The following is a 23,664-nucleotide window of genomic DNA, read 5'->3' as shown; positions in this document are numbered from 1 at the left end:
TCGGGAGGTTTTTGCGATGGGACAATGGGAAATATTTTTAAGTCCTTATAAACAAGCAGTAGATGAGTTAAAAGTAAAATTAAAGGGTATGCGTTCACAGTTTGGTATTGTTAATGCAAATTCACCAATTGAATTTGTGACGGGACGTGTAAAGCCCTTAGCAAGTATATACGATAAAACATTAGAAAAAGGACTTTCATTTGAGCCTTCTAAACAGTTAGGTGATGAGCTAGGGGACATCGCAGGCTTACGTATTATGTGTCAATTCGTCGATGATATTTCAACAGTTACGGAGCTCATACGTCAACGTAAAGATATGCGTGTAGTAGAAGAGCGTGACTATATTACCCATAATAAGCCAAGTGGATACCGCTCATATCATATGATTGTCGAATATCCAGTAGAAACGATACAAGGGAAAAAAGTGGTATTAGCTGAAATTCAAATAAGAACCCTATCTATGAATTTCTGGGCATCTATTGAGCATTCTTTAAATTATAAATATAAAGGCATGTTCCCCGAGGAGATTAAAAATCGCCTGCAAAGTGCAGCAGAGGCTGCTTTCCGATTGGATGAGGAAATGTCGTCTATTCGTAGTGAGATACAAGAAGCGCAGGCCTACTTTAGTGAATACAAAGAAGCATCGAATCCTAATTTACTTTCGGAGAAGGAGCGTGACACAAAATGAAATTTTCCATTCAATCACGTAGAGATGCACAGTCGAATGAATTAATGGAGCTAGCCAGAACGTATTTGCAGGATTTTGGGTTAACTTATGATGAAGAGGCTCCTGAAATCGTCATTTCTATTGGAGGAGATGGCACTTTACTACATGCCTTTCATCGATATTCCCATTTACTAGATCAGGTGGCCTTCGTAGGTATCCATACGGGACATTTAGGATTTTATGCGGATTGGAAACCATCTGAATTAGAAAAGCTAGTATTGTCCATTGCCAAAAAGGACTTTAATGTTGTGGAATATCCACTACTTGAGGTAAAGGTGGAGCATCATAATGCAGAATCCAATACGTATTTAGCGTTAAATGAAGCAACTGTGAAATCGCCTGATGTCACGCTTGTTATGGACGTAGTGTTAAATGGTAATCAATTTGAACGTTTCCGTGGAGACGGTCTTTGTGTGTCAACTCCTTCTGGTAGTACAGCTTATAATAAAGCCCTCGGTGGAGCAATCATTCATCCAACTTTAGCGGCACTCCAAATTACTGAGATAGCATCTATTAATAACCGTGTATTCCGTACAGTTGGTTCACCACTCATTTTACCAGCACACCATCACTGTGTTTTACGTCCAGTAAATGAGCAAAACTTTAATATGACAGTGGATCATTTACAAGTTACTGAAGGCGATGTAAAGTCGATTTCATTTAATGTTGCAACGGAAAGAGTACGTTTTGCCCGTTTCCGCCCATTTCCATTCTGGGAACGAGTACATGAGTCATTCGTCGCAAATGAGTAAAATGGATACAAGATTTACATTACATTTTATTGCGGAGAAGGAAGGCCAACTACTAAGGGAGGCCCTCACGGAATGGCGCATATCCAAGCGTGCTTTAACGGCCATTAAATTTGATGGAGGCTTACTAACTGTGAATGATGTTGAACGCAATGTTCGACATCCTCTTCGCGTTGGGGATCGAGTTGAAGTGAAATTCCCTCCTGAAGAAAAAAGTGAAGGGCTTGCTGTTGAACATGGTGAACTTTCTATTATTTATGAAGATGAAGCTATTTTAGTGCTTAATAAGCCAGCACATCAAAGTACGATTCCTTCGCGGGAGCATCCAACACATAGTATAGCTAATCTAGTGTGTGGTCATTTTCAGCAGCAAGGTCTAGCATCAACGGCTCATATTGTTACGAGACTTGATCGTGATACTTCTGGATTGTTATGCATTGCCAAACATGCTCATATTCATCATTTAACGGGACTTGCACAGCGTAGCGGAGAGATTTCCCGACAATATGAAGCCATTGTTCATGGTCATGTAGCACAGGATATCCATTCAATCATTGCTCCGATAGGACGCAAGGAGACGAGTATCATTGAGCGTGAAGTGCGCGAGGACGGTCAATTTGCGCATACAGATGTAACGATTTTAAGGCACTTTTATTTCCAGAATGAACCGATGACACATATTCAACTAAAGTTGCACACGGGGCGAACACATCAAATTCGTGTGCATATGGCCTATGTAGGACATCCACTTGTTGGGGATGAACTTTATGGCGGAAGTCGCGAGCATATCAATAGGCAAGCCTTACACTGTGTGTCCTTAAAAATGAACCATCCTTTAACAGGTGAGAGTTTACAATTCACAAATAGCTTAAATGAAGATATGCAACGATTATTAAATAGCTCCTTAGTATGAAGTTCGAGACTATCTAAACAGTCATTAGTTCACTAAGAGTGAAAACTATACTGAACCATGTTATAAATTTAAGGAGATGTTCGCACAAACGGGCATCTCTTTATCATTTTATTTTAAGTAATAAGTTCTTCTTAACAGCACGTTAACAGAAAAGAAAGCGATAGTAGGATATAGTAAAGAAGAGGGTTATTTTGCTCAATACCGCAAGTTAGGAATGACATTTTTTTCTTCTTTCAGCAATTGTCTTATGTAGCGAAAGCGAAGCGTCAGCTACAAATGTTTTATCTGCGCGAAAGCGAAGCGTCAGCAACAAAAGTCTCTCACCTCTATAGGTGGTGAGCTAAATGCGATTTTAAGTCACTTTTCAGAAGGTGTGTAAATATCCGCTGAAAGAAGTAAAAGCCTCCGGCGGATGTCATGTATACAAGTTGATTGGAGTGGAGACTGGGCGACTCCTTGGGGATCAGCGATAGGGGAACAAAGGCTAAAACCATCACATCCTGTGATAACGCCTTCGTGACCAACCTCGGTGCTGCTACCGCTACGTTAGCACTACGCTTTCGCGCAAAAAACATCTGTTGGCCCGAGACCCTGCAGCGAAGCGAAAAGGGGAACGAAGGCTAAGAGCATCACGTCCTGTGATAACGCCTTCGTGACCAACATCCTGTTGCCCCGACGCCCCCAGGAAAGCGCCCAGTCGGAACGGAAATCAACCACACGTTAGGGTAACGGGGGAAAATAAGTTTACCCGCAGATTTATCCAATTAGCTAGTGGTCATGATGTAGGTTGCTATGTAGTAAAAAAAGGGTTTGCAGAAAAGGTATAATACACTCTATTATATATAAGGTAGATTTACGGCTTTGCCCGTATCAAAGATTTAATGCTCGGAAGGAGGGGACAAGCATGATAGAGGAAAGAAATGAAAAGGATGATGTGCAATTTGACGATGCACGTTTGCGAGAAATGCTCGAAGCACATGATATTGACGCATTCCGTGATGAGTTTTTAGAGCTTCATCCATATGATCAGGCAACGTTTTATGAGAAGGTGGAGCCAGATATAAGGAAGATCATCTATTCGTTCTTGTCTCCGACCGAAATGGCTGATATTTTTGAGGCAATCGAAATAGATGATGATGAATACACAGCGTATCTAGCTGAGATGGATCCGTCATATGGTGCAGAAATGCTTTCTCATATGTATGCAGATGATGCAGCAGACGTTTTAAATGAGTTAGATATGAAACAACGCGAAAGCTATTTAGGCATGATGGATGAGGAAACAGCTGAAGAGATTAATGAATTATTAAGCTATGACGAAGGTACAGCTGGTTCTATCATGACAACTGAATATGTAGCGATACCAGAAAACTCCACTGTTCGTTCAGCAATGGCGATTTTACGGAAAGAAGCGCCAGATGCCGAAACCATTTATTATATATTTGTCATTGATGAAGCACATCGATTAACAGGTGTTATTACGCTCCGCGATTTAATTATTGCTGATGAAGATACCCTTATACGTTCGATTATGAATGAACGTGTTGTCATGGTGCACGCAGGAGATGACCAAGAAGAGGTTGCTCAAATTATGAAGGACTACAACTTCTTAGCGACACCAGTTATTGACGATAAGGGAGAGTTACTAGGGATTATTACAGTCGACGATATTATCGACGTTATTGATGAGGAAGCATCGGAGGATTACTCTAAATTAGCGGGTATTTCCGATATGGATAAATTTGATACAACCTCGTTCCAAGCGGCTAAAAAACGTTTACCATGGCTTGTCATATTATTATTTTTAGGGATGTTGACAGCCAATTTGATGGGACAGTTTGAGGCAACGTTAGAACAAGTGGCGTTACTCGCTGTGTTTATCCCTCTTATTTCAGGTACTTCTGGAAATAGTGGAACACAGGCATTAGCGGTAGCGATTCGAGGAATTACAACAGGAGATGTTGAAGAACACAGTAAGCTAAAATTACTACTACGTGAAGCAGGTACAGGCTTAATGTCTGGAATCGTTTGTGGACTGATTGTAATTGGTATTGTCTATATTTGGAAGCAAGAACTGATTCTTGGAATGCTAGTAGGCGCGGCCCTTTGTGGTTCTATTTTAGTAGCAACGGTGGCGGGTTCCTTTATTCCATTGTTAATGCATCGCATGAAAATTGATCCGGCTGTTGCATCAGGTCCATTTATTACAACATTAAATGATATTACAAGTATTTTAATTTATTTAGGATTAGCGACAGCATTCTTAAGCAATATAGGCTGAGAACCAAATTTCTTCCTTTTGCATATTGTATGAAAAAAAGGGAAGTGAGTAATGTGGGTCGAGAGCCACGCTTGTTTATAAAGTCACCATCATATTTTCTAAATATTTCTAAGGTGCTACATGAACTTGATTTGGATGAAAGTACGTCAGTGTATAGTAGGAACGGCTATTACAATGAACAAACGTTTGAAGAAAAAGAAGAAGTGGTTGAAAAAGTGCAAATAGATCCGTATTTACTGAAGCAGCTTCAATTTTTAGAAAAGCCGTTTCGCCAAAAAGCCTATCAACCGTTAGTCATATGTTTAAAGGATGGTAGAAAATTAAGCGGTAGTGCATCTGATGTACAGACCGATTCATTGATGCTTACTTCTTTCGAATTAAAGACACAAGAGATCATATATTTTGATGACATAGAACAAGTATTATGGCGAGGTAAACAATTACCTACCTTATGAAAAAAGTGTACAGCAGAGGATGCTGTACACTTTTTTTATGTGTAGTGTGTCAAAGGAGAAAAGATTATTCACAAATCCCTAAGTCAACATCAGCAATACATTGTACAGCGCAGAAGCATGATAAATCTACAGTGATACAGCTCTCAGTTGAATTCCAATCATCTACTTTACATATTTTTTTCATGTTGACACAGCAGCCATCTCGACTTAATAGATCTACTGTACTTTCGCTGGAGTCAAATGAACATAAAGGCTCTAAAACACGCAAAGTAGCGCAGCACTCATCAAACATATCTTCTACACGGAAAAATACTGATGTACATATACATGGATCTGCTGTTGGAGAACTGAAAAATGCTTTAAAAGGAGTGCCATCTTTTGTAATTAACATGAATACACGTGTATCTGCATGAGAGCGTGCAGGACTTACTATGCCTCCGAGTGGTTCTAAGAAACAGTTAGCTGTACATGGTTGACATTCTTCTCTCACCGCTTGATTTTGAATGTCTAAGATAGCGCGTACTACGTCACAAACGCAGCCTGCTGAATGGATTGGTCCAATAGGATTTGTTGGCTTGCCACAACCCATATTGTCACCTCCTTTCCTTGTTACTACTTCTACAATATGTGCTTATGAAAAATGGACTCGGGCTTTCGTATATATAGTCAAATGAATAGTTTTTTTATGGTTGGAGAAACTTTAAAGAAAAGGAGGGTAAAACGTGAAGCTCTTAGGAATAATGTTACCTCTATTAGTCAGTTTAACGCTTTTAAGTGGTTGCGGTGAAAAAGAAAAATTTATTGTCTACGGTTCACCGGAAAATGAAAAGGAAGTTGAAACCATTTTAAAAGAAGAGGACTATGTAGACAAAACAACGGTTATCCAATACGACAATAGTATGCTTGTAGCAACGCAAATTAAACCATGGCATAAGTGGAAAAAGACTAAATTAGAGAAAAAGTTGCAAAAGAAATTTGATGAAAAATATCCAAACAAAGAAGTTTTTGTCTCAGCCGATTATAAAATTTTTTATGAAGCCAATAAAATAAAAAGGGAACAGGTTGAAGATAATAAACTGAAAGATAAAATTAAGAAATTGAAAAAACTTGCAAAGGAGGAAACATAGTGGAAAAAGAACAATACCAACAATTGGAACAAAATGTCACGCCAAAACCGCCCTATTTTAAGAATGTTGCAAAGGCATTTCTAGTAGGTGGCCTTATTTGTACAATCGGACAGGCTGTCTCTCTTTTTTATATCATCTTCTTTGATTTTACCGAAGCGACAGCAGGAAATCCAACAGTTTCAACCATGATATTTTTCGCCATGATTTTAACCGGATTTGGCTTATATAAGAAAATTGGTCAAATTGCTGGAGCTGGATCAGCTGTACCTGTGACGGGATTTGGTAATGCTGTTATTTCTGCTGCCATTGAACATAGATCTGAAGGGTTAGTGCTTGGTGTTGGTGGGAATTTATTTAAATTAGCTGGATCAGTTGTATTATTTGGTGTTGTATCCGCCTTTTTTATTGCACTTATTAAATTCATTCTAGTGTCGATAGGAGTGGTTTCATGGTAATTGTCTTTCAATCGAAGCCATCCTTAATAGCAGCGGGCGTAGTAGCAGGTCCATTAGAGAAACGAAGTATATTTAGTCAACATTTTGATGCGACGTATGATGATGAACGTTGGCAAATGAATACAAATGAACAAGGCCATCGAAAAATGGTTGAAGAGGCTTGTGAATTTGCTATGAAAAAAGCGGGCGTGAAAAATACGGACATTGATTATTTTATGGGTGGTGATTTAGTAAATCAAATGACACCAACCAACTTTGCGGCCAGAGACTTAGACATTCCTTTTATCGGATTATTCTCTGCATGCGCCACTTCTATATCTTCAGTAATCGTTGCGAGCCTCTTAACAGAAGCAGGTGCCTCCAATTTATCGCTAGCTGGCGCATCTAGTCAACACAATGCGGTTGAGCGCCAATTCCGCTATCCAATCAATTATGGCTCACAAAAGCCCCAAACCGCTCAATGGACGGTAACGGCTGCCGGTTATGCTCTTATAGGTAAGCATCATGAGGAATACCCTTCAATTGAAGCAGCAACTGTTGGGAAATCGGTTGACTACGGTATGGATGATCCGTTTCACATGGGTGCAGCGATGGCACCAGCTGCTTTTCAAACAATACAATCGCATCTAGAACAACGAAATCAAAAAATTTACCACTATGATTTAATTTTAACAGGTGATTTAGGTCAGCTTGGCTTGAAACTTCTAAAAGGCATGTTTGTTGAAAGTGGCATAAAGAGTGAGGAATTACAACCTTTACGTGATGCAGGTGCCGAGTTTTATGGACAGGATGAAACGTTTCAATCCGGTGCAAGTGGTGCAGGTTGTTCGGCAGCTGTCTTCTTTAGTTACGTGATTCAACAGATGCGAGCTGGTACCTATAAACGAGTGCTTCTTGTAGCGACAGGAGCATTACTGTCTCCGCTTACATTTCAACAGGGCGAGACCATTCCATGTACGGCACATGCGATTGAAATTACAATGAAATGAGGCAAAAACTATGGTTATGACATTTGTGTTTGCATTTTTTGTAGGCGGCATTATTTGCGCCATAGGTCAATTAATGATGGATGTTGGTAAATTAACACCTGGACATACTTTGAGTACTCTAGTCGTAGCGGGTGCGATTCTTTCAGGAATGGGTTTGTACGAACCACTTATTAATTTTGCTGGTGCCGGTGCAACTGTCCCGATTACATCTTTCGGAAATTCCTTAACGCATGGTGCAATTGTGGAGGCTGAAAGACATGGGCTTGTCGGTGTGTTAACTGGGATGTTCGAAGTGACAAGCTCAGGAATCAGTGCGGCCATTGTTTTTGGCTTTATCGGAGCATTACTGTTTAAACCAAAAGGAAATGTTGACTAGACGAATACCCCACCCATTTTTACAACCAACACATATTATAGGTTGTAGAAGGGAGGGGTATTTTTATGGAATATCAAGGCTGGGGTGCGCATCCGTATGGAGGGCATGCTGATGGTTGTTACGGAGGAGATTATGGAGGTTATTACGGCGGTTATTGTGGGGGTTATTATGGCCACGGACATGGTCATAGTTCAACGTTCATTTTAATTGTTGTCTTATTCATTCTTCTGATCATTGTCGGCGCGGCTTGCATATAATTTGATTAATGTGACAGTAGATAGAGGCTTTAGCTTGTCTTCAGAGTTTCATTTTCTGAATTAAGTTTAAAGCCTTCACTAGTTGTCATATTTAGTACATGCAACTGAAATTGAGGGAATTTGAATTTTAACTGATAGGAGGGGGAACATGAATCGCGGATTTTTTAATTCAATTGAACAAAAAACTGGAGTATCGATGGATGAAATCTTCGCATTAGCAAATGCAATTCAACATGCTGATTTTACAAATGAAAAACAAGTAAGAAAAATCGTACGACGCGTAAGCAAGATGTCCAATAGACAAATTACGCAAGAGCTTGAAGATAAGTTAGTACAATCTATTATTCAAGATGGCAATTCACTAGATTTCGATAAAATTACTAAAATGATGAAATAACATGGTAGATCTACTAGCAAAGCAATATATCTAAAAGGTTGGTTTAAATGAATTTTTATTCATAAATCAGCCTTTAAAGCATTGTAGAGCAAAAAAAGGGTGTTACGATATGCAATTGCATTTTCGTAACACCTATTTGACCCGTCGGAAGCTTTAACTTCTTCCTTGACGTTGCTATATTTGCTGAAAGGAGTTAGATCATTTTTTCCATTGCACGATGTGGGATACCAGCATCCATAAATTCAGGAGATGTAACCGTATAGCCAAGCTTTTCATAAAACGGAATAGCATAGCTTTGTGCATGGAGTTTTAACTTTTTCATATTATTCGAAATGGCGTGCTTCTCCATTTCCTTCATCATTAAAGCACCTAGTTTTTTGCCGCGTTGATCTTGTAAAATACAAACACGTTCAATTTTTGCAGCATTGTCCTCAATGCTGCGTAAGCGCGCAGCACCTACAGGGTCAGTGTCTTCGTACATAATAAAATGCGTTGCCGATGCATCCTCAGCATCACATTCTAGATGAAGCGGTACACCTTGCTCTTCAACAAAAACCTGCTTGCGGACTGCAAAAGCATCATCATGTTCTTTTGTTGTTTCAACAATCTTAACGTTATACAGATCACTCAGCTCCAGTCAATCGGAAAGTTTCATATGTTGTCCATGAGCCGTCTTCCAATTGGTATAAAAGATGAATGCGATCAATTGAATCTTTTTCGTCAACACCTGTCATACGTAATTGTCCAAAGATATCATCGTGCTCGGAATCTGTCATTTTTTGAGCAATAGTAATATGTGGTACAAATACGTGTTTAGATTCACCAAAAGGTACTTCTTCAAGAGCTTGATATAATGCTGTTAATTGTTCAGTTGGTTCAATACGGAAATAAATCGCATTGGTTGTTGGGAAAAATGAACTTATGCGTGATGCATGAATGTTTAAAGGTGCAAATTTGGCAGCGAGACCATCTAATTGCTTTACGACTGATTGAATATCTTCTTCCGTTGCATCGAAGCTATCCTTCAATGTGATATGCGGAGTAATTTTCGCATAATGAGGATCGTAACGTTTGCGATAAGTATTCGCTAAATCTTGCAATTTTTTTGATGGAAATGCCACAATACCGTATTTCATAGGCCATTACCTCCCGAAAATAAACAATTTTTTATTTAAGTATAACAGAAATTTCCGATTTCGTAATTTGAATCGTCTATATTAATTAAAATTTTCAATTAATGCACGACGTAAATCAGGCTTCCAATATTTCCATGTATGATTGCCATTAAATTCTTCATAAAATGTAGAAAACCCTTTGTTTAACATAAGATCATGCAGCTGACGATTTGGCGTTAAAAAGTCTTTAATGGTTTTATCCATCGTGACAACTTTATCTTCCTCTTTACCGACTATATGGTAAATGGAAATTGCGCCTGGATCTTTAAATTTTTCTACAGCTTGCAGAACATCTTCGTCCACATACGGCGATTGTAAAATAACCTTGCCAAAAATACTTGGATATTTTAATGCAGCCATTAAGGAAGCGGTTGCAGCCATTGAGTCGCCGATGACTCCACGACTCATTCCCATTTGATAAGTTGCGTATTCAGCGTCTAAATATGGCACAAGCTCATGTGCTAAAAAACGAAGATATGCTTCATGTTGCTCTCCACTTGGAATATATTTATGACGGCGATCCTTAATGTCCTTATAAGGGACAAATGCAATGATCAAATTTTCGATTTCATAGTCATCGATAAGTTCATCAGCCAGTTTTGTAATACCTCCAAGTTGGAAATAATCTTTACCGTCTGATGCAATTAAAATATTATATTTATATAGTGGAGAATAATTTGCAGGAACATAAATATAGAGCTGTAATTCCTCCTGTAATGCTTCACTATAGAACTTTAAATCTTGTACAGTTCCCCGATCCAATGATGACACTCCTTCTCATGTTTGTAACAAAATTGTACCATATAGCTTAAGTAAAGGTATAATAGGTTGGGCTAGTACTATTTAGCAATCAAATCGAAGTGAGGGATAGTTATGCATGATAAAAGTACTCGCGTACACTCTGATGAAGTAGCGAAGGCAGCCCAAGCTGCACTTATTCGTCGCGGTGTATCGCTAGAGGATATTGCTAAAATCGTTTATGAAATGCAAAAATCCTATAATGAAGGTTTAACATTAGACCACTGTGTTCACTCTGTCGAGCGCGTGTTACGTAAGCGTGAAGTTCAACATGCTTTATTAGTAGGGATTGAATTAGATGAACTTGCAGAGAAAAAGTTATTATCAGCACCATTACAGCAAATAATAGAATCCGATGAGGGTCTATTTGGTGTGGATGAAACAATCGCACTTGGATCAGTTTTTACATATGGTAGTATAGCGGTAACAACTTTCGGACACTTAGATAAACAAAAAATCGGTATTATTAAGAAGTTGGATACAGAACCTGGCCATCACGTCAATACGTTTTTAGATGATTTAGTTGGCAGTATCGCAGCTTCTGCCGCGTCACGAATTGCACATCGTATGCGTGATTTGGAAGAAGAAGGCGGAACATTTGCCGATATTGAGCCAGAAGAGCTAGGACCAAAACAAAAATCACATAATGAAATTTAACACGTATTAATTAGAGCCTTCTCGATCATTTGAGAAGGCTTTGTTTATGTTGAAATAAAATATGGCTTTTCGCAATGCATGATGGAATCGCTAGTTCTTGAAATTTTATCAGCGATATTCATGAAGTTAACAGCGATTCTTGGATTTTATCAGCGATATTCGTGAAATTAACAGCGATTCTCTGATTTTATCAGCAATCGGCATTTGGGAACGAGCTACTTTTATTGTGCTGCCACTACGTTGCTCTAAGCGACTCATCGGGCGCCCATAGCAACTACATAACTTGAATGTAGTAGCCCGATATTTTACAATAGACACATCGTGAAACTTTTAAGGACTTTTATTGAGTTGGAGGATTTTTTTAGAAGCTTCCTTAAAGTGTCATAAAGATGAATTGTTGTGAGGGACCTATTACATGAAAATGCAAGATGTAAAAACGTTAATTACGAGTGGTACAATCATTCTTGCTGTTGTATTGTATATGATTTTTGGCAGATCACCAGCCCAAGAAAAGGATACAACATCGACTAACCAGCAAGGTACTATTTCTATTGAACAAGTAGAGGGGAAAACAGGAAATAAACGCTTTAATGTGGATTTTATTAAAGCATATGATGGTGATACAATTCAGGTGGCGATAAATGGCAAGAAACAAAAAATTCGCCTATTGATGGTAGATACACCGGAGATGAATTATAACAAAGGTGAAGCTCAACCTTATGCTGAAGAAGCAAAGGACTATACCATTAAACTTTTAGAGAACGCCAAAAAGGTTGAAGCGGTTTACGATGTTGGACCAGAAACAGATAACTATGATCGCTTATTAGCCTATGTTTTTATTGATGATGTGATGTTGCAGGAATCATTACTAGAAGAAGGACTTGCAGCAGTGCGCTTTATCCATAAACCAAACAATACGTTTGAGGATGAATTTAGAGACATCCAGCAAGATGCAGAAAAAGCGAAATTAAATATTTGGTCACATCAAAATTACTTCCAAAAAGATGGTTTCCATCCGGAAGCATTAAAATAAAATCAAAGGACTGTTCCGAAAGGCAATGAAAAATGCCTTTTGTGGACAGTCCTTTTTTAGGAGTTGCACTTCTTCGGTTTAATGATGTTTTCTAGTCGTTCGGGTTTGCTTGAAAAGCTTGGGTGGTTAAATCAATTAATAATTCGCATCACTTTGTTCGTGTTTTAAATACGACAGCATATAAGCCGGTTAAAATCAAATGCAGCAAAGCGAAAAATAAAACTATATTAAAAAATTGGGTTTCATAAAAATTAAACCAATTTGTAAAAAGTTCTGTCTGCAAAACTTTATTTCCAAGGTTACCAAATTCAAGATCTATAATAGGAGGTTTACCGTCGACAATTAAAAATATTAAATTAAGAATTATAAAGTACCCAACATGAATAATCCATTTCTTCATTTTAATATCATCCCTCTATTATTTATTGTTTTGTTGGACTCAATTGGAGAACACATAGATGATTTATTACGGCATTATATCGTAGTTTATAAAAGTGCCTATACTTGCTCCCGCTACGCCCCAAACTATTATGCTAATAGTATGCCATAAGACTACTCTCTTTTTATCTGCACCAGCTACTAATGATGTGAAAGCTGCAATATGTCCAGAAGCCACCAATGGAGCGATAAGTGCAAGACCCGGTACACCATACTTTTCGTACAATTTCCTTGCTTTACTTGCCCGTCTCTGAATAAATCCTTGTCTTTCCGACTTTCTATTTCGCATATTTGTTAATAATGTGTTAAATGGTACTATGACTAACATGACTGAAATCCAATTTCCACCTATTGCGATTAATCCAGATAAAATAAACGAAAGACCAATCACAGAACCTGCTGCTGCCCCACCGGGAGATTCTACGAATGGAATGAAAGATAATAAAAATACACCTAAATACTGTAGTATTTGGTTTGATTCATTTAATTGTGATATTAAACTTTGTACAATTTCACGAAACATAAAAAATTATCTCCCCTTGTTTTTAAAATTAAATCCAATAATACCATACATTACCATATGATTGAATTGATGTATTGAGAATTCTGATGCATATGCAGTTCTTTTTTCTTATTGAATCCACTTGGTGCAAGCTTTTGCAATATGCTTAAACTAAGCACTAAAAAGTGTGTTATGTATTTAGTATTTCTTGTAACGAATATCGATTTCATTCTATATATAAGTGTTACATGTACTTAAATGTGCCATTTCAAAGCTGTCGTAGCGTATTCTTTTGCTGATACATGCATTGTCATAAGGGCATCTTTATTTTGTTGGCTCATCCCAGAAAGTTGGGATGGATGACCAGTTGTTTAATTACAAGTATCGTGAAGGGTATTATTTTTATAAAAATCGAAACGGTGCACTTTTTACATCCGTCTAATTTAATGAGGTGGTGAATGTTGGATGGATTTTGATGAGGTAGCAAGAGAATATATAAAGGATTTATTTAAAATTGCCTACTCATATGTGAAGAATGTCCAATTGGCTGAAGATATTGTACAGGATGTCTTAATAAAAGCTTTTGAGCGACAAGAACAGTTCCGTGGAGAATCGAATTACAGAACTTATTTAATTCGTATGACCATTAATCGCAGTTACGATATATTACGAAGTTGGTCCTATCGCAATTACCAATTAACAAATACTTTTACATCATTTTTTAATCATTCTAAGTCAACCGAAGACTTAGTTGAAGAAAGAAGTAGTAACAAAGAGCTTTACGAACATGTATTTAATTTATCAATAAAATATAGAGAAGTGATTTACCTATATTATTATCTTGATTATTCCGTAAAAGAAATAGGGGATTTACTAGACTTATCTGAAAATACGGTGAAAACTAGGCTTTCTCGGGGACGTGAAAAGTTAAAAAAGTTACTTAAAGAGGAGGAGGCAATATTCAATGAATAAAGAACAGATAAAAAATAGTTTGGATCATTTTTTTGAAAAGAATAATCTTCCCTCCGAAAAATCAATGGAAAGAATGTTAAATTACAAAAAACAGAAATCAAAAAAGACACTGGCCTTATATCCTAAGTATTTATTTGGATTGATTACGACAATTGTAACCGTTAGTTGCATTATTTTTATGTTAGGCGTCATCAAACCTACAGAAAGTACTGTAAATGTTACTAGCAAATATTCTGAAATTCTTGAAGAATTTAATCTTGAAAAAGTCCAAATTGAACCTTTGAACTATACTTTTTTTAATGTACTGGTATATGAAATGCAATATTTTCAATCTGCATTTTGGACGAAAGAAGAGGCTCAGTGGCATAGTTTTGATTCGCTTATTGAGCAAACAGCAATGATGACTTTTGCTCAAAGTAAGGGGATTAAAGTTAAAGATAAGGAAATTGAAGAACTCGCTAAACAAAAAAATGCAGAATTTCTCCAAGAAAAAGCAGTGACTAAGTATGATGATTTATTCAAGGCTTTAAGTATTTCAGAAAATGAATTTTATAAAGATGTTCTATATTTCAACGCAAAATATGAATTATTGGAAAATAGGCTTTTAAAAGAATTAAGGATAAAAAGGGAAAATAGTGAAGAATATAGCAAGCTTTACAGCAACGCTATTCATTTTTATAGGGAGGTTGCTGCGGATGATATAACTAGCTTCAAAGAAGATTTTCAAATAGATGAACAATTATCCGTAAAACAACTCACACCCTTAAAAGAACCAGTAGAAGTTTCCTTTGATTATAAAAATATATCAGCTCTAGCATTAGGCCGAAATGCGAACGGTGAGTTGGAATTTATACATCCTCGTGATACGTGGAAATATATTTTAGAAGTATATGCTGAAATGCTATATAAAATTGATGAAGGGAATAAAAATTATATCCCAATTGCACCAAACACATATAATAGATACAAAACATCTTTAAAAAAGCTTGCTGAAAATTCATCTAGCAAATACCAAACAGAGGCTATACAATTACTAGAAATATTAAATATATTTGAGCATTCTTATAATGAAGATTATCAATTTGAGTAATGATTGATGTGTCAATTGGAAACTTAAGAGGGTCATATTTAACATAAAAAGATACATTTACTGATTGCTCAGTGAATGTATCTTTTTATTAATTTCGTATAGATTGAGTGACTACACAATATGTAAACCCAGAATCATCAAAGCCATTGTAGGATTGAGCATTATTTTTTTACATCTTTTGTCCACTCTGAAACTTTATCTTCATTGTCTTTAATCCATTTTTTTGCCGCCTCTTTAGGATCAGCACCTTCCATAATATCAAACATCACACTTTCAATATCTTCTGAAGTCCAGTGGAAGTTTTTAAGAACGCTATACGCTCCCGGATTATCTTCTTTCAATCCTTTACGTGCAAATGTACCAATATATTCTTCAGCTCCGTATATACCTTTAGGATCGTCTAAATATTTTAAATCAAAAGCATTAAATTTCCAGTGTGGAGACCAACCAGTCACTATGATTTCTTCTTTTTTCTCAATGGCCTGTTTAAGAGCAGCTGTCATTGCTCCAGCAGATGAGGTAACTACATTCCAGCCTTCAAGGTTACTATATTTTTTATAAGCATTTTCTGTTGTGGCTGTCATATTTGCACCTGGATCAATGCCAGTGATCGTTTTACCAGCTTCATCTGTTAAATCTTCGATAGAGTTGACATCCATATAGCTAGGGACAACTAAGCCAATTTTTGCACCTGTAAGGTTTTCACCCAAATCGACTATTTTATCTTTATATTTCTTAACTTGTGGGGCGTGCGTTTCTGGCAGCCAAGCTGACACCATACCATCAACCTCTCCGCTTGCAAGGGCTTCCCACATAACGCCATTATCTAATGGTGTTAGCGTTATATCATATCCTAAATCCTTTAGAACTTGTCCTACTACGTTTGTAGAGGCAATTTCAGTATCCCATTCAACATAGGCTAAGTTCACTTCATTTTTTTCCTTATCTTTCGTGCCTTCGTCATCTGAGCCACAGGCAGTTAATACTAACAGTAATGCAAAGGCCAATCCTATCTTTACTAAATGACCAAATTTCATAAAATCTCCCTTTCTTTATTATAGGATGAGATGTACCTAAAAATTAACAAGTAACAACTTAAAGTTATCAAAAGGTTGTTACTTTTGTCAAATCGCCTTTAATAGATAATTGTTTAAACTTGGATAGCGAATCATGCAGAAATATATAAGTGCTGATATAAAAAGGGTTGAAAATGCAGCCTTCCTTCGACGCATAGATGAACAAAAATTTTTTCCCTTCATATCCTATGTGAGAATGGATTTTACGTTATTGAGGAGGAAAAGAATGCATTGGATAGCCATCATTCTTATTGGGATTGCTGCCAACTTAGATAATTTAGGGATTGGTCTCGCCTATGGTATTAAGCGAGTGAAAATACCCGTATTATCCAATGCGGTTATTGCCCTTATTTCAATGATTGTCACATACGCTGCAGTAACAGCTGGAAGCGTAGTTATTAATTTTGTCTCTACAGATTTTGCAAATTTAATCGGCAGCCTTTTGTTGTGTGCTATAGGGATATGGACTTTATTATCAAGTCGCTTTTCCAAACAAGGCATATTGGAAAATCCTGAAGTGTTTGATGAAGATAAAAATCATATCATTTCAATTCGAGAAGCTATGACGCTTGGTTTCGTCTTATCAGCCAACTGTTTAGCAGGAGGAATGGCACTTGGAGCAAATGGTATTTCTGCGATCTGGACAGTTATTTCTATCGGTGCCTTTTCGTTCATCACAGTAGGAGCTGGTGTTCATTTTGGCGTCTTGCTAACAAAGACTTTTATTGGAAGATACTCAACAGCTATTTCAGGCTGGTTACTTATTCTTATAGGGATCATTGAAATAATTTCTTAAAGAATTTCATAACTAGGAGCACTATTTATGGTATCTGGTAGCGCCGATTTAAAAAAATATTAAAAATGACTTGACGTAAGTAAATTATTTATATATAGTTGGTTACAGAAAGTAATTAATTACTTTTCGTAACTACTATTAACTAGGAAGTACCAAAGAAGTAACTACAAAATGTTTATCCTTAAAATTTTGGGGAACATAATTAATGTAGTTACTTCATATTTTAACATATATCTCGAATTCGAGATAAAAAAATAACCTAACTGGAGGAATTTATAATGACAAAATGGAACATTGATTTAGGACACTCAGCAATTAACTTTCAAGTAAAACACATGATGGTATCAAAAGTAAAAGGTGTATTCGATACTTATTCAGCAGATATTGAAGCAGCAAATCTTGCAGATTTAACAACAGCAAACATCAACTTTACAATTGATACAGCTAGCATTAATACACGTAGTGAAGATCGTGATAATCACTTAAAATCAGCAGATTTCTTCGATGCTGATAAATATCCGACAATCACATTCAAGTCAACAAACATTACAAAAAAATCAGATGATGAATATGCGATTACAGGTGATTTAACTATTAAAGATGTAACGAAATCAGTAACATTTGATACTGAATTTAACGGTAAAGGTACAAATCCATGGGGCCAAGAAGTTTATGGCTTTGAATCTGCAACAACAATCAATCGTGAAGAGTTTGGCTTAACTTGGAATGCTGCTTTAGAAACTGGCGGTGTCCTAGTTGGTAAAGACATCAAAATTACGGTTGAATTGGAAGTAAACCCAGCTTAATTTTCAAAAGGTGCTCAGTATATCGAGCACCTTTTTGTATTGCCAAAAAATAACATGCCTAATAGGTTACTTGCATAATTTTAGTAATTACTGCATATAAAACATCATATTGTTTTTGGGGGCGATGGGATGAATGTATTAGTAACAGGTGGCTATGGTTTTATTGGTAGTGCAGTGGCAAGGCGTTTTTTTAAAGAGGGTGCAAATGTTTATATTATTGATAATTTAAGTACCGGTCATTTACGTAATGTAGACTTTGAGCATAAATCTTATCTTTTAAATGTGGAAGACGAAGTTTGTGAACATCTCTTTAAAGAAACAGCGTTTGATGTGGTCATCCATTGTGCAGCGCAAACAAGCATTCAAAAATCTGTGCAGGAGCCAGTGAAGGATGTTTTAACGAATATTGTCGGGCTTAGTCAGATGCTCTTCTTATCGTCAAAATATAAGGTAAAGCATTTCGTTTTTGCCTCGTCAGCAGCTGTTTATGGAGATAGTCACTATCCTCCATTAGAAGAAACAGATGTTTGTGAACCGATTTCGATGTATGGATTAAATAAAAGTATTGGTGAAACATACTGCGAAAAATGGCAAAAAGATTATCGCTTACCAACGTTAATTTACAGATTTGCTAATGTATTCGGTCCAAGGCAATGCATGCAGGGAGAAGCGGCAGTTATTCCTAGCATGCTAAGAAGCAGTATTGAAGGAAAGCCCTTTACGATTTATGGGGATGGTGAACAAACACGAGATTTCATATATGTAGAGGATATTGCAGAGGCTATTTATGCCGGTGTACAGGCTAGATTACAAGGTATTTATAATGTATCAACGAATGAGGCATGGTCTATTCATCAAGTTATTTTGCTATTACAGCATTTAAATCATCCTTTAGAAATCCAATATGCGCCTGCAAGAGAGGGAGATATTGAACATTCGTTTTTAAATAATGAAAAGTTGACGAAGGCAATAGGGTGGAAACCAAAATACTCCTTTGCAGAGGGCATAGAGCGTACATTGCAAGCATTACAAAATGAAAAGATAGTGGAAATTTAAAAAGTTATACACAACTTATTAGATAAAAAATAGTATGTTTAGTATTTGACGATTTACCTTAAGGGGAATCGTCTTTTTATATTTATAAACACTTGTTGAGAGAGGTGAAAAATTGTGAATCATCCTAAAGTGTGCATTTTATAATTGGGTAATTTTCAGGATTATCGCCCAACTTTTGAATTTTATCAACAAACTTTCACGTTTTATCGCCCAACTTTTGAATTTTATCGACAAACTTTCACGTTTTATCACCTAACTTTTAATTTTTATAACATCTACCACTTTGGGATGGGACAGAATATTTGTATACCCATAGCACAGCACTAGAATTGACAAAATATACACGTAATCATACAGCATTCTTGTTAGTATTAAATGTCTTTAATGCCCTCGATGCAATGAAAATATTTGATTGGCTTTTAGATGAAGCAAAGCGGTTATCAAGTCATCCACTTATTCGTAAACTTGAAAAGGAGCTTTTTAAAAGAGGGTATGAAGTTATTAAAGATTGCAGACTTTTTTGTTCAAGATGTAACGGCGAGACTATGATTTTGACACGCCAGAGGTTACATATCGATTTGCACTATTTATCGTTTGCTCAAAGGGGACAGTCCGTATGCTGCATTTAGCATGTGTAATGGTAGATGCATACAATAAAGGAGAGAAGATCTTTATAGATGAATTTGATACAGCATTTCATGTGTCTATCTGCGAATTTCTAATGACCATTATGAACAGCAAGCATAACGTCATTAATCACAAGTCATGAAAGTGATTTCTTAGATCAGCCACTACGTTCCAATCAATTACGGTTTGTGAATAAAAAACTTTAAAAATGAATCCGAATTATACGCATTATTTGATTTTGCGGATTTGCAGAAGAAACGTGAAGATATATCCTTCGCCAAGCGCTACTTAGAATTAGGCGCTACACCGATTATTAATGAATATTTATCAAATCAATATTTAACTTCTTTTTAGCGGGTATCCAAACACCACTGAATAGAAGAACTCAGGCTAAGAACGCCACGTCAACGATTGAGTGACCAATATCGTATTGTTGTTGTTGTCGCTGTCGCTTCGCTTTCGCACAGAAAAAATCGTGTCGCTGTCGCTTTGCATCCACACAAAAAACATCTCCAGGCCAAAGCACAAAGCTGATTACGGCCACAATGATGGCGAGGCATAAGGCATACTTGATAGGGAGTGGAGGTATCTGAGTAGTGAGAGTTCGTCAACAAGGGGATCGAACACTGCGTAAAACAGTTTTAATTTATTGTGAAGGTGAAACCGAACGTATTTATTTTGAGCAACTACGTATTTTAAAGCGCTCCAAAATGGTAAGTGTCAAAATAAAAAACGTCAAACGTTCGGCTATTAAGCTAGCCCAGCATGCCTACCGAGATTCAAGTTATCAATATTTTGATGAGGTTTGGATTGTTTTTGATAAGGATGATTTAACCGAAAAGCAATTAGAGGAAGTGAATAATTTTTGTGAGAACAATAATATTCATATTGCCTATTCAAATGAAGCATTCGAATTATGGCTACTGTTGCATTTTGAAGAAGTCGATATCTCTGAAAAGTATCCTCGTGCTGTATTAAATGACAAGATGGAGCAGCATCTCGGGGTAACACGTTATTTACGTCATAAAGCAGATGAGTCAGTTATAGCACCTATCGCATTTCGACATGAGGTTGCCATTAAAAATTGTACAGATATGATGGCACTCCGTAAGACAGAAAGCCGCGACAACCCTTATTGCAATATACATGAAATGATACAATACATATTTTAACTTCTTTCAGCATAGGTTCTGTCACCAAATGGAAACAATTATTACAACTAAGATTTCTTTATCCTCCACTAAAAAATGAAGATAAATAAATTTTTTGTCTTTGGGAATAATACTTGAAGCCATGACAATTGAACTGTACATATGACACCTCTTAAACCGAAACGTGTATATTGTTCTAAATTTTTTTAGACTATCTAACTTGCCTTTTCTTTCTATACACATTACAATGAAAGTAAGTTAATATACAAGGTTTGAGCGATTGAGAGACCATTAAAAACATATGTACATTTTGTACATGTGCTTTTAATGGTCTTTTTTTCGCTCTAAATAAGGAGGAATTTCATAATGAGCACAGCATCAGCTATACAACGTCAACAAACGATTGAAGAATTACAAGGTAAAGAATACGATTTATTGGTAATCGGTGGTGGTATTACAGGTTGTGGGATTGCACTCGATGCAACTGCTCGTGGACTATCTGTTGCGTTAGTTGAAATGCAAGACTTCGCTGCTGGTACTTCTAGTCGTTCGACAAAATTAGTGCATGGTGGACTTCGATATTTAAAACAATTTGAAATAAAAGAGGTTGCAGATTTAGGAAAAGAGCGTGCAATCGTTTATGAAAATGGTCCACATGTTACAACGCCTGTTTGGATGTTATTGCCATTCCATAAAGGAGGCACATTCGGTAAATTCTCAACGAATATTGGCTTACGTGTTTATGATTTTTTAGCAGGGGTTAAACGTTCTGAGCGTCGATATATGTTAAATCCTGCAAAAACAATGGAAAAAGAACCTTTAGTTAAAGCTGAGGACTTACGCGGCGGTGGTGTATATGTAGAATATCGTACAGATGATGCACGTCTAACAGTTGAAGTTGCCAAAGCAGCCATTGAAAAAGGCGCTACACTCATTAATTATACAAAGGCAGAAAACTTTTTATACAATGACCAAAAGAAAATGAATGGTATTGTAGCACAAGATTTGATTGCCCAAAGTACGTTTAATATTCGTGCGAAAAAAGTTGTGAATGCTGCTGGTCCATGGGTAGATGAGGTTCGTAATATTGAAGGGGAACAAAATGGTAAGCATTTAATTTTATCAAAAGGTGTCCACATTGTATTTGATGAATCTAAATTCCCGCTACGTCAAGCTGTCTATTTTGATACACCTGATGGTCGTATGGTGTTTGCGATTCCTCGAAACGGGAAAACGTATGTTGGAACAACAGATACATTTTACAAAGGCGATCCTCGTGAAATGAATATCCAGCAAGAAGATCGTGATTATATTATGAAGGCCATTCATTATATGTTTCCGAAAGTTAAAGTCACTGATGCAGATATCGAATCAAGCTGGGCAGGTGTTCGTCCATTAATTCATGAGGAAGGTAAAAATCCATCTGAAATTTCTCGTAAGGACGAAGTATGGGAATCAGCTTCAGGCCTTGTGACAATCGCTGGAGGTAAATTAACAGGTTATCGCAAAATGGCTGAAACAGTTCTAAATAAGATTGCGCAAGATTTAGAACAACAATTTGGTATTACATCTAAACCATGTCATACAAAGCAAATTCATATTTCTGGTGGGGATGTTGGGGGCTCCCAAAACTTAGATGCCTTTGTGTCAAAACGAACAAAAATGGGTGTGGCTATCGGATTATCAGAAGAAGAAGCAAAACATTTAGCACATCATTACGGTTCAAATGTGGATACTGTTTTTGAATATGCGAAAGAAAAGCATCCTGTTTTACCACAAGGGCTATATGCTCAGCTACTGTATGGTATTCATCATGAAATGGTTGTTCATCCAAACGACTTTATGATTCGTCGTACAGCGTATATGTTCTTTAATATTGCTCTTGTGAAACAATATAAAGACGCGATATTAGATGAAATGGCAAAACAATTAAATTGGTCTACTGAACAACGTACGCAATATGAAAAAGATTTAAATATGGAAATAACAAGAGCTACAACTGCATTATAATAAAAAGGAAGGGTCGTCTTAATGGCGACCCCACTTTTTAAAAAGGGGAAATCAAATGAATTTCAATGATCAACAAATTATTCCCGCAGCACGAACAGTTAAGCAATTTGATGAAATATTAAATAGTCGATTTGAATACATTGTTCTATTAGAAGTGCATATTAGTTTGCTCATGTCGATCAAGCGAGAAGCGGATCGGAACGGTAAGAAATTAATTATTCATGCAGATTTAATTCATGGCTTAAAAACGGATAATTTTGCAGCTGATTTTTTATGCAATGATATCCGTCCGGCAGGAATAATTTCCACTCGATCTAATATGTTAATAAAAGCAAAGTCTCGTGGGATTATTGCCATTCAGCGTGTCTTTTTAATTGATACGATCGCACTTGAAAAAAGCTTTTCATTGATTGAATCAGCAAAGCCAGATTATATTGAATTATTACCAGGCATTATTCCTTCAATGATTTCAGAAGTACACCAGCGAACAAAAATACCTGTTATTACAGGCGGACTAGTCCGTACTGTTGAAAGTATAGAGGAAGCGTTATCAGCGGGTGCAGTTGCGATTACTACATCAAATAAAAAATTGTGGGAAAATTTCCAAGATTATTGTTGACTATGTATATTATTTTCTCTACAATGTACATAAGTTAAAAGCGCGTGGTTAGGAAAAGGAACCCACATTTATTCATCTGCATTACAACATGCAGTTTGTTTAAGTGTGGGTTTATTTTTTTAATAAGTGCAC

29 protein-coding genes are annotated in these 23,664 nt (G+C 36.7%); 22 read left to right on the top strand and 7 right to left on the bottom strand.

The window, feature by feature from the left end; all coding sequences use genetic code 11:
• The first annotated feature begins 16 nt into the window (after positions 1–16).
• The 5 genes from yjbM to MOK21_RS07915 all read left to right on the top strand — a co-directional run bounded on the left by yjbM (position 17) and on the right by MOK21_RS07915 (position 5,125).
• A complete protein-coding gene (gene yjbM / locus MOK21_RS07935) occupies positions 17–688 on the top strand; it encodes a GTP diphosphokinase (protein WP_249073392.1) in 672 nt (223 codons plus the stop codon).
• Positions 685–1,479 carry an NAD kinase gene (locus MOK21_RS07930; RefSeq protein WP_249073391.1) on the top strand — a complete coding sequence of 265 codons (795 nt, stop codon included), beginning with the start codon at positions 685–687 and terminating at the stop codon, positions 1,477–1,479. The genes yjbM and MOK21_RS07930 overlap by 4 nt, the downstream gene beginning before the upstream one ends.
• Positions 1,454–2,389 (top strand): RluA family pseudouridine synthase, encoded by a 936-nt coding sequence (locus MOK21_RS07925; RefSeq protein ID WP_249073390.1) that lies wholly within the window; start codon positions 1,454–1,456, stop codon positions 2,387–2,389. The genes MOK21_RS07930 and MOK21_RS07925 overlap by 26 nt, the downstream gene beginning before the upstream one ends.
• 904 nt (positions 2,390–3,293) lie before the next feature.
• Positions 3,294–4,670, top strand: coding sequence for a magnesium transporter (mgtE, locus tag MOK21_RS07920; protein ID WP_249073389.1), 1,377 nt, complete (start codon positions 3,294–3,296; stop codon positions 4,668–4,670).
• 53 nt (positions 4,671–4,723) lie between these two features.
• Positions 4,724–5,125 carry a hypothetical protein gene (locus tag MOK21_RS07915; protein ID WP_249073388.1) on the top strand — a complete coding sequence of 134 codons (402 nt, stop codon included), beginning with the start codon at positions 4,724–4,726 and terminating at the stop codon, positions 5,123–5,125.
• A 64-nt stretch (positions 5,126–5,189) separates the two neighbouring features.
• Here MOK21_RS07915 and MOK21_RS07910 read toward each other — a convergent pair whose 3' ends face one another.
• Positions 5,190–5,714: a CotY/CotZ family spore coat protein gene (locus MOK21_RS07910; RefSeq protein ID WP_079559573.1), complete on the bottom strand. Its 525-nt coding sequence runs from the start codon at positions 5,712–5,714 to the stop codon at positions 5,190–5,192.
• A 133-nt stretch (positions 5,715–5,847) separates the two neighbouring features.
• Here MOK21_RS07910 and MOK21_RS07905 point away from each other — a divergent pair, with 133 nt between their 5' ends.
• The 6 genes from MOK21_RS07905 (at position 5,848) to MOK21_RS07880 (ending at position 8,726) form a co-directional block, all read left to right on the top strand.
• Positions 5,848–6,252 (top strand): YhcN/YlaJ family sporulation lipoprotein, encoded by a 405-nt coding sequence (locus MOK21_RS07905; protein ID WP_249073387.1) that lies wholly within the window; start codon positions 5,848–5,850, stop codon positions 6,250–6,252.
• Entirely contained in the window at positions 6,252–6,707 is a 456-nt protein-coding gene (gene spoVAC, locus MOK21_RS07900; RefSeq protein ID WP_249073386.1) for a stage V sporulation protein AC, read from the top strand. Before MOK21_RS07905 ends, spoVAC begins: the two co-directional genes overlap by 1 nt.
• Complete coding sequence (locus MOK21_RS07895) at positions 6,701–7,696, top strand: stage V sporulation protein AD (protein WP_249073385.1); 996 nt, start codon at positions 6,701–6,703, stop codon at positions 7,694–7,696. Before spoVAC ends, MOK21_RS07895 begins: the two co-directional genes overlap by 7 nt.
• 16 nt (positions 7,697–7,712) lie before the next feature.
• On the top strand, positions 7,713–8,072 hold the full coding sequence (spoVAE, locus tag MOK21_RS07890; protein ID WP_374110124.1) for a stage V sporulation protein AE: 360 nt from the start codon (positions 7,713–7,715) through the stop codon (positions 8,070–8,072).
• Between the two features lie 65 nt (positions 8,073–8,137).
• Positions 8,138–8,329: a YjcZ family sporulation protein gene (locus tag MOK21_RS07885; protein WP_249073383.1), complete on the top strand. Its 192-nt coding sequence runs from the start codon at positions 8,138–8,140 to the stop codon at positions 8,327–8,329.
• 148 nt (positions 8,330–8,477) lie between these two features.
• Positions 8,478–8,726, top strand: coding sequence for a stage VI sporulation protein F (locus MOK21_RS07880; RefSeq protein ID WP_249073382.1), 249 nt, complete (start codon positions 8,478–8,480; stop codon positions 8,724–8,726).
• A gap of 193 nt (positions 8,727–8,919) precedes the next feature.
• On the opposite strand, the gene MOK21_RS07875 is transcribed toward MOK21_RS07880, so the two are convergent.
• The 3 genes from MOK21_RS07875 to MOK21_RS07865 all read right to left on the bottom strand — a co-directional run bounded on the left by MOK21_RS07875 (position 8,920) and on the right by MOK21_RS07865 (position 10,663).
• Positions 8,920–9,348, bottom strand: coding sequence for a GNAT family N-acetyltransferase (locus MOK21_RS07875; RefSeq protein WP_249073504.1), 429 nt, complete (start codon positions 9,346–9,348; stop codon positions 8,920–8,922).
• Position 9,349: 1 nt separating this feature from the next.
• The gene (locus MOK21_RS07870; protein ID WP_249073381.1) at positions 9,350–9,862 is read right to left on the bottom strand and encodes a YjcG family protein; all 513 of its coding nucleotides are present in this window, start codon (positions 9,860–9,862) and stop codon (positions 9,350–9,352) included.
• A gap of 81 nt (positions 9,863–9,943) precedes the next feature.
• Positions 9,944–10,663, bottom strand: coding sequence for an alpha/beta hydrolase (locus MOK21_RS07865; protein WP_249073380.1), 720 nt, complete (start codon positions 10,661–10,663; stop codon positions 9,944–9,946).
• Positions 10,664–10,774: 111 nt separating this feature from the next.
• Here MOK21_RS07865 and MOK21_RS07860 point away from each other — a divergent pair, with 111 nt between their 5' ends.
• Together MOK21_RS07860 and MOK21_RS07855 are read left to right on the top strand one after the other, a co-directional pair.
• The gene (locus MOK21_RS07860; protein ID WP_249073379.1) at positions 10,775–11,356 is read left to right on the top strand and encodes a phosphatidylglycerophosphatase A family protein; all 582 of its coding nucleotides are present in this window, start codon (positions 10,775–10,777) and stop codon (positions 11,354–11,356) included.
• A 415-nt stretch (positions 11,357–11,771) separates the two neighbouring features.
• A complete protein-coding gene (locus MOK21_RS07855) occupies positions 11,772–12,389 on the top strand; it encodes a thermonuclease family protein (RefSeq protein WP_249073378.1) in 618 nt (205 codons plus the stop codon).
• 148 nt (positions 12,390–12,537) lie between these two features.
• Here the strand turns inward: MOK21_RS07855 and MOK21_RS07850 are convergent, their stop codons facing one another.
• On the bottom strand, positions 12,538–12,789 hold the full coding sequence (locus MOK21_RS07850) for a YfzA family protein (RefSeq protein WP_249073377.1): 252 nt from the start codon (positions 12,787–12,789) through the stop codon (positions 12,538–12,540).
• Between the two features lie 66 nt (positions 12,790–12,855).
• Positions 12,856–13,350 (bottom strand): small multi-drug export protein, encoded by a 495-nt coding sequence (locus MOK21_RS07845; RefSeq protein ID WP_249073376.1) that lies wholly within the window; start codon positions 13,348–13,350, stop codon positions 12,856–12,858.
• Between the two features lie 444 nt (positions 13,351–13,794).
• Here MOK21_RS07845 and MOK21_RS07840 point away from each other — a divergent pair, with 444 nt between their 5' ends.
• Together MOK21_RS07840 and MOK21_RS07835 are read left to right on the top strand one after the other, a co-directional pair.
• Positions 13,795–14,301 carry a sigma-70 family RNA polymerase sigma factor gene (locus tag MOK21_RS07840; RefSeq protein WP_249073375.1) on the top strand — a complete coding sequence of 169 codons (507 nt, stop codon included), beginning with the start codon at positions 13,795–13,797 and terminating at the stop codon, positions 14,299–14,301.
• Positions 14,294–15,391, top strand: a complete 1,098-nt coding sequence (locus tag MOK21_RS07835; protein WP_249073374.1) for a SurA N-terminal domain-containing protein — start codon at positions 14,294–14,296, stop codon at positions 15,389–15,391. Before MOK21_RS07840 ends, MOK21_RS07835 begins: the two co-directional genes overlap by 8 nt.
• 161 nt (positions 15,392–15,552) lie before the next feature.
• On the opposite strand, the gene MOK21_RS07830 is transcribed toward MOK21_RS07835, so the two are convergent.
• Positions 15,553–16,428 (bottom strand): glycine betaine ABC transporter substrate-binding protein, encoded by an 876-nt coding sequence (locus MOK21_RS07830; RefSeq protein WP_249073373.1) that lies wholly within the window; start codon positions 16,426–16,428, stop codon positions 15,553–15,555.
• Positions 16,429–16,693: 265 nt separating this feature from the next.
• Here MOK21_RS07830 and MOK21_RS07825 point away from each other — a divergent pair, with 265 nt between their 5' ends.
• The 7 genes from MOK21_RS07825 to MOK21_RS07795 all read left to right on the top strand — a co-directional run bounded on the left by MOK21_RS07825 (position 16,694) and on the right by MOK21_RS07795 (position 23,532).
• Positions 16,694–17,263 (top strand): manganese efflux pump, encoded by a 570-nt coding sequence (locus MOK21_RS07825; protein ID WP_249073372.1) that lies wholly within the window; start codon positions 16,694–16,696, stop codon positions 17,261–17,263.
• A 278-nt stretch (positions 17,264–17,541) separates the two neighbouring features.
• On the top strand, positions 17,542–18,069 hold the full coding sequence (locus tag MOK21_RS07820; protein ID WP_249073371.1) for a YceI family protein: 528 nt from the start codon (positions 17,542–17,544) through the stop codon (positions 18,067–18,069).
• A gap of 129 nt (positions 18,070–18,198) precedes the next feature.
• Positions 18,199–19,125, top strand: coding sequence for an NAD-dependent epimerase/dehydratase family protein (locus tag MOK21_RS07815; protein ID WP_249073370.1), 927 nt, complete (start codon positions 18,199–18,201; stop codon positions 19,123–19,125).
• A 616-nt stretch (positions 19,126–19,741) separates the two neighbouring features.
• Positions 19,742–19,894, top strand: a complete 153-nt coding sequence (locus MOK21_RS07810) for a hypothetical protein (protein ID WP_249073369.1) — start codon at positions 19,742–19,744, stop codon at positions 19,892–19,894.
• A gap of 454 nt (positions 19,895–20,348) precedes the next feature.
• Positions 20,349–20,924: an RloB family protein gene (locus tag MOK21_RS07805; RefSeq protein WP_249073368.1), complete on the top strand. Its 576-nt coding sequence runs from the start codon at positions 20,349–20,351 to the stop codon at positions 20,922–20,924.
• 345 nt (positions 20,925–21,269) lie between these two features.
• On the top strand, positions 21,270–22,913 hold the full coding sequence (locus MOK21_RS07800; protein WP_249073367.1) for a glycerol-3-phosphate dehydrogenase/oxidase: 1,644 nt from the start codon (positions 21,270–21,272) through the stop codon (positions 22,911–22,913).
• A 55-nt stretch (positions 22,914–22,968) separates the two neighbouring features.
• The gene (locus MOK21_RS07795; RefSeq protein ID WP_249073366.1) at positions 22,969–23,532 is read left to right on the top strand and encodes a glycerol-3-phosphate responsive antiterminator; all 564 of its coding nucleotides are present in this window, start codon (positions 22,969–22,971) and stop codon (positions 23,530–23,532) included.
• Positions 23,533–23,664: the final 132 nt, after the last annotated feature.

Source organism: Lysinibacillus sp. BPa_S21, from assembly GCF_023337795.1.
Taxonomy (GTDB): Bacteria; Bacillota; Bacilli; order Bacillales_A; family Planococcaceae; genus Lysinibacillus.
Note: the sequence above shows the minus strand (reverse complement) of the source record. Positions and strands in the feature narration are given on the sequence as shown.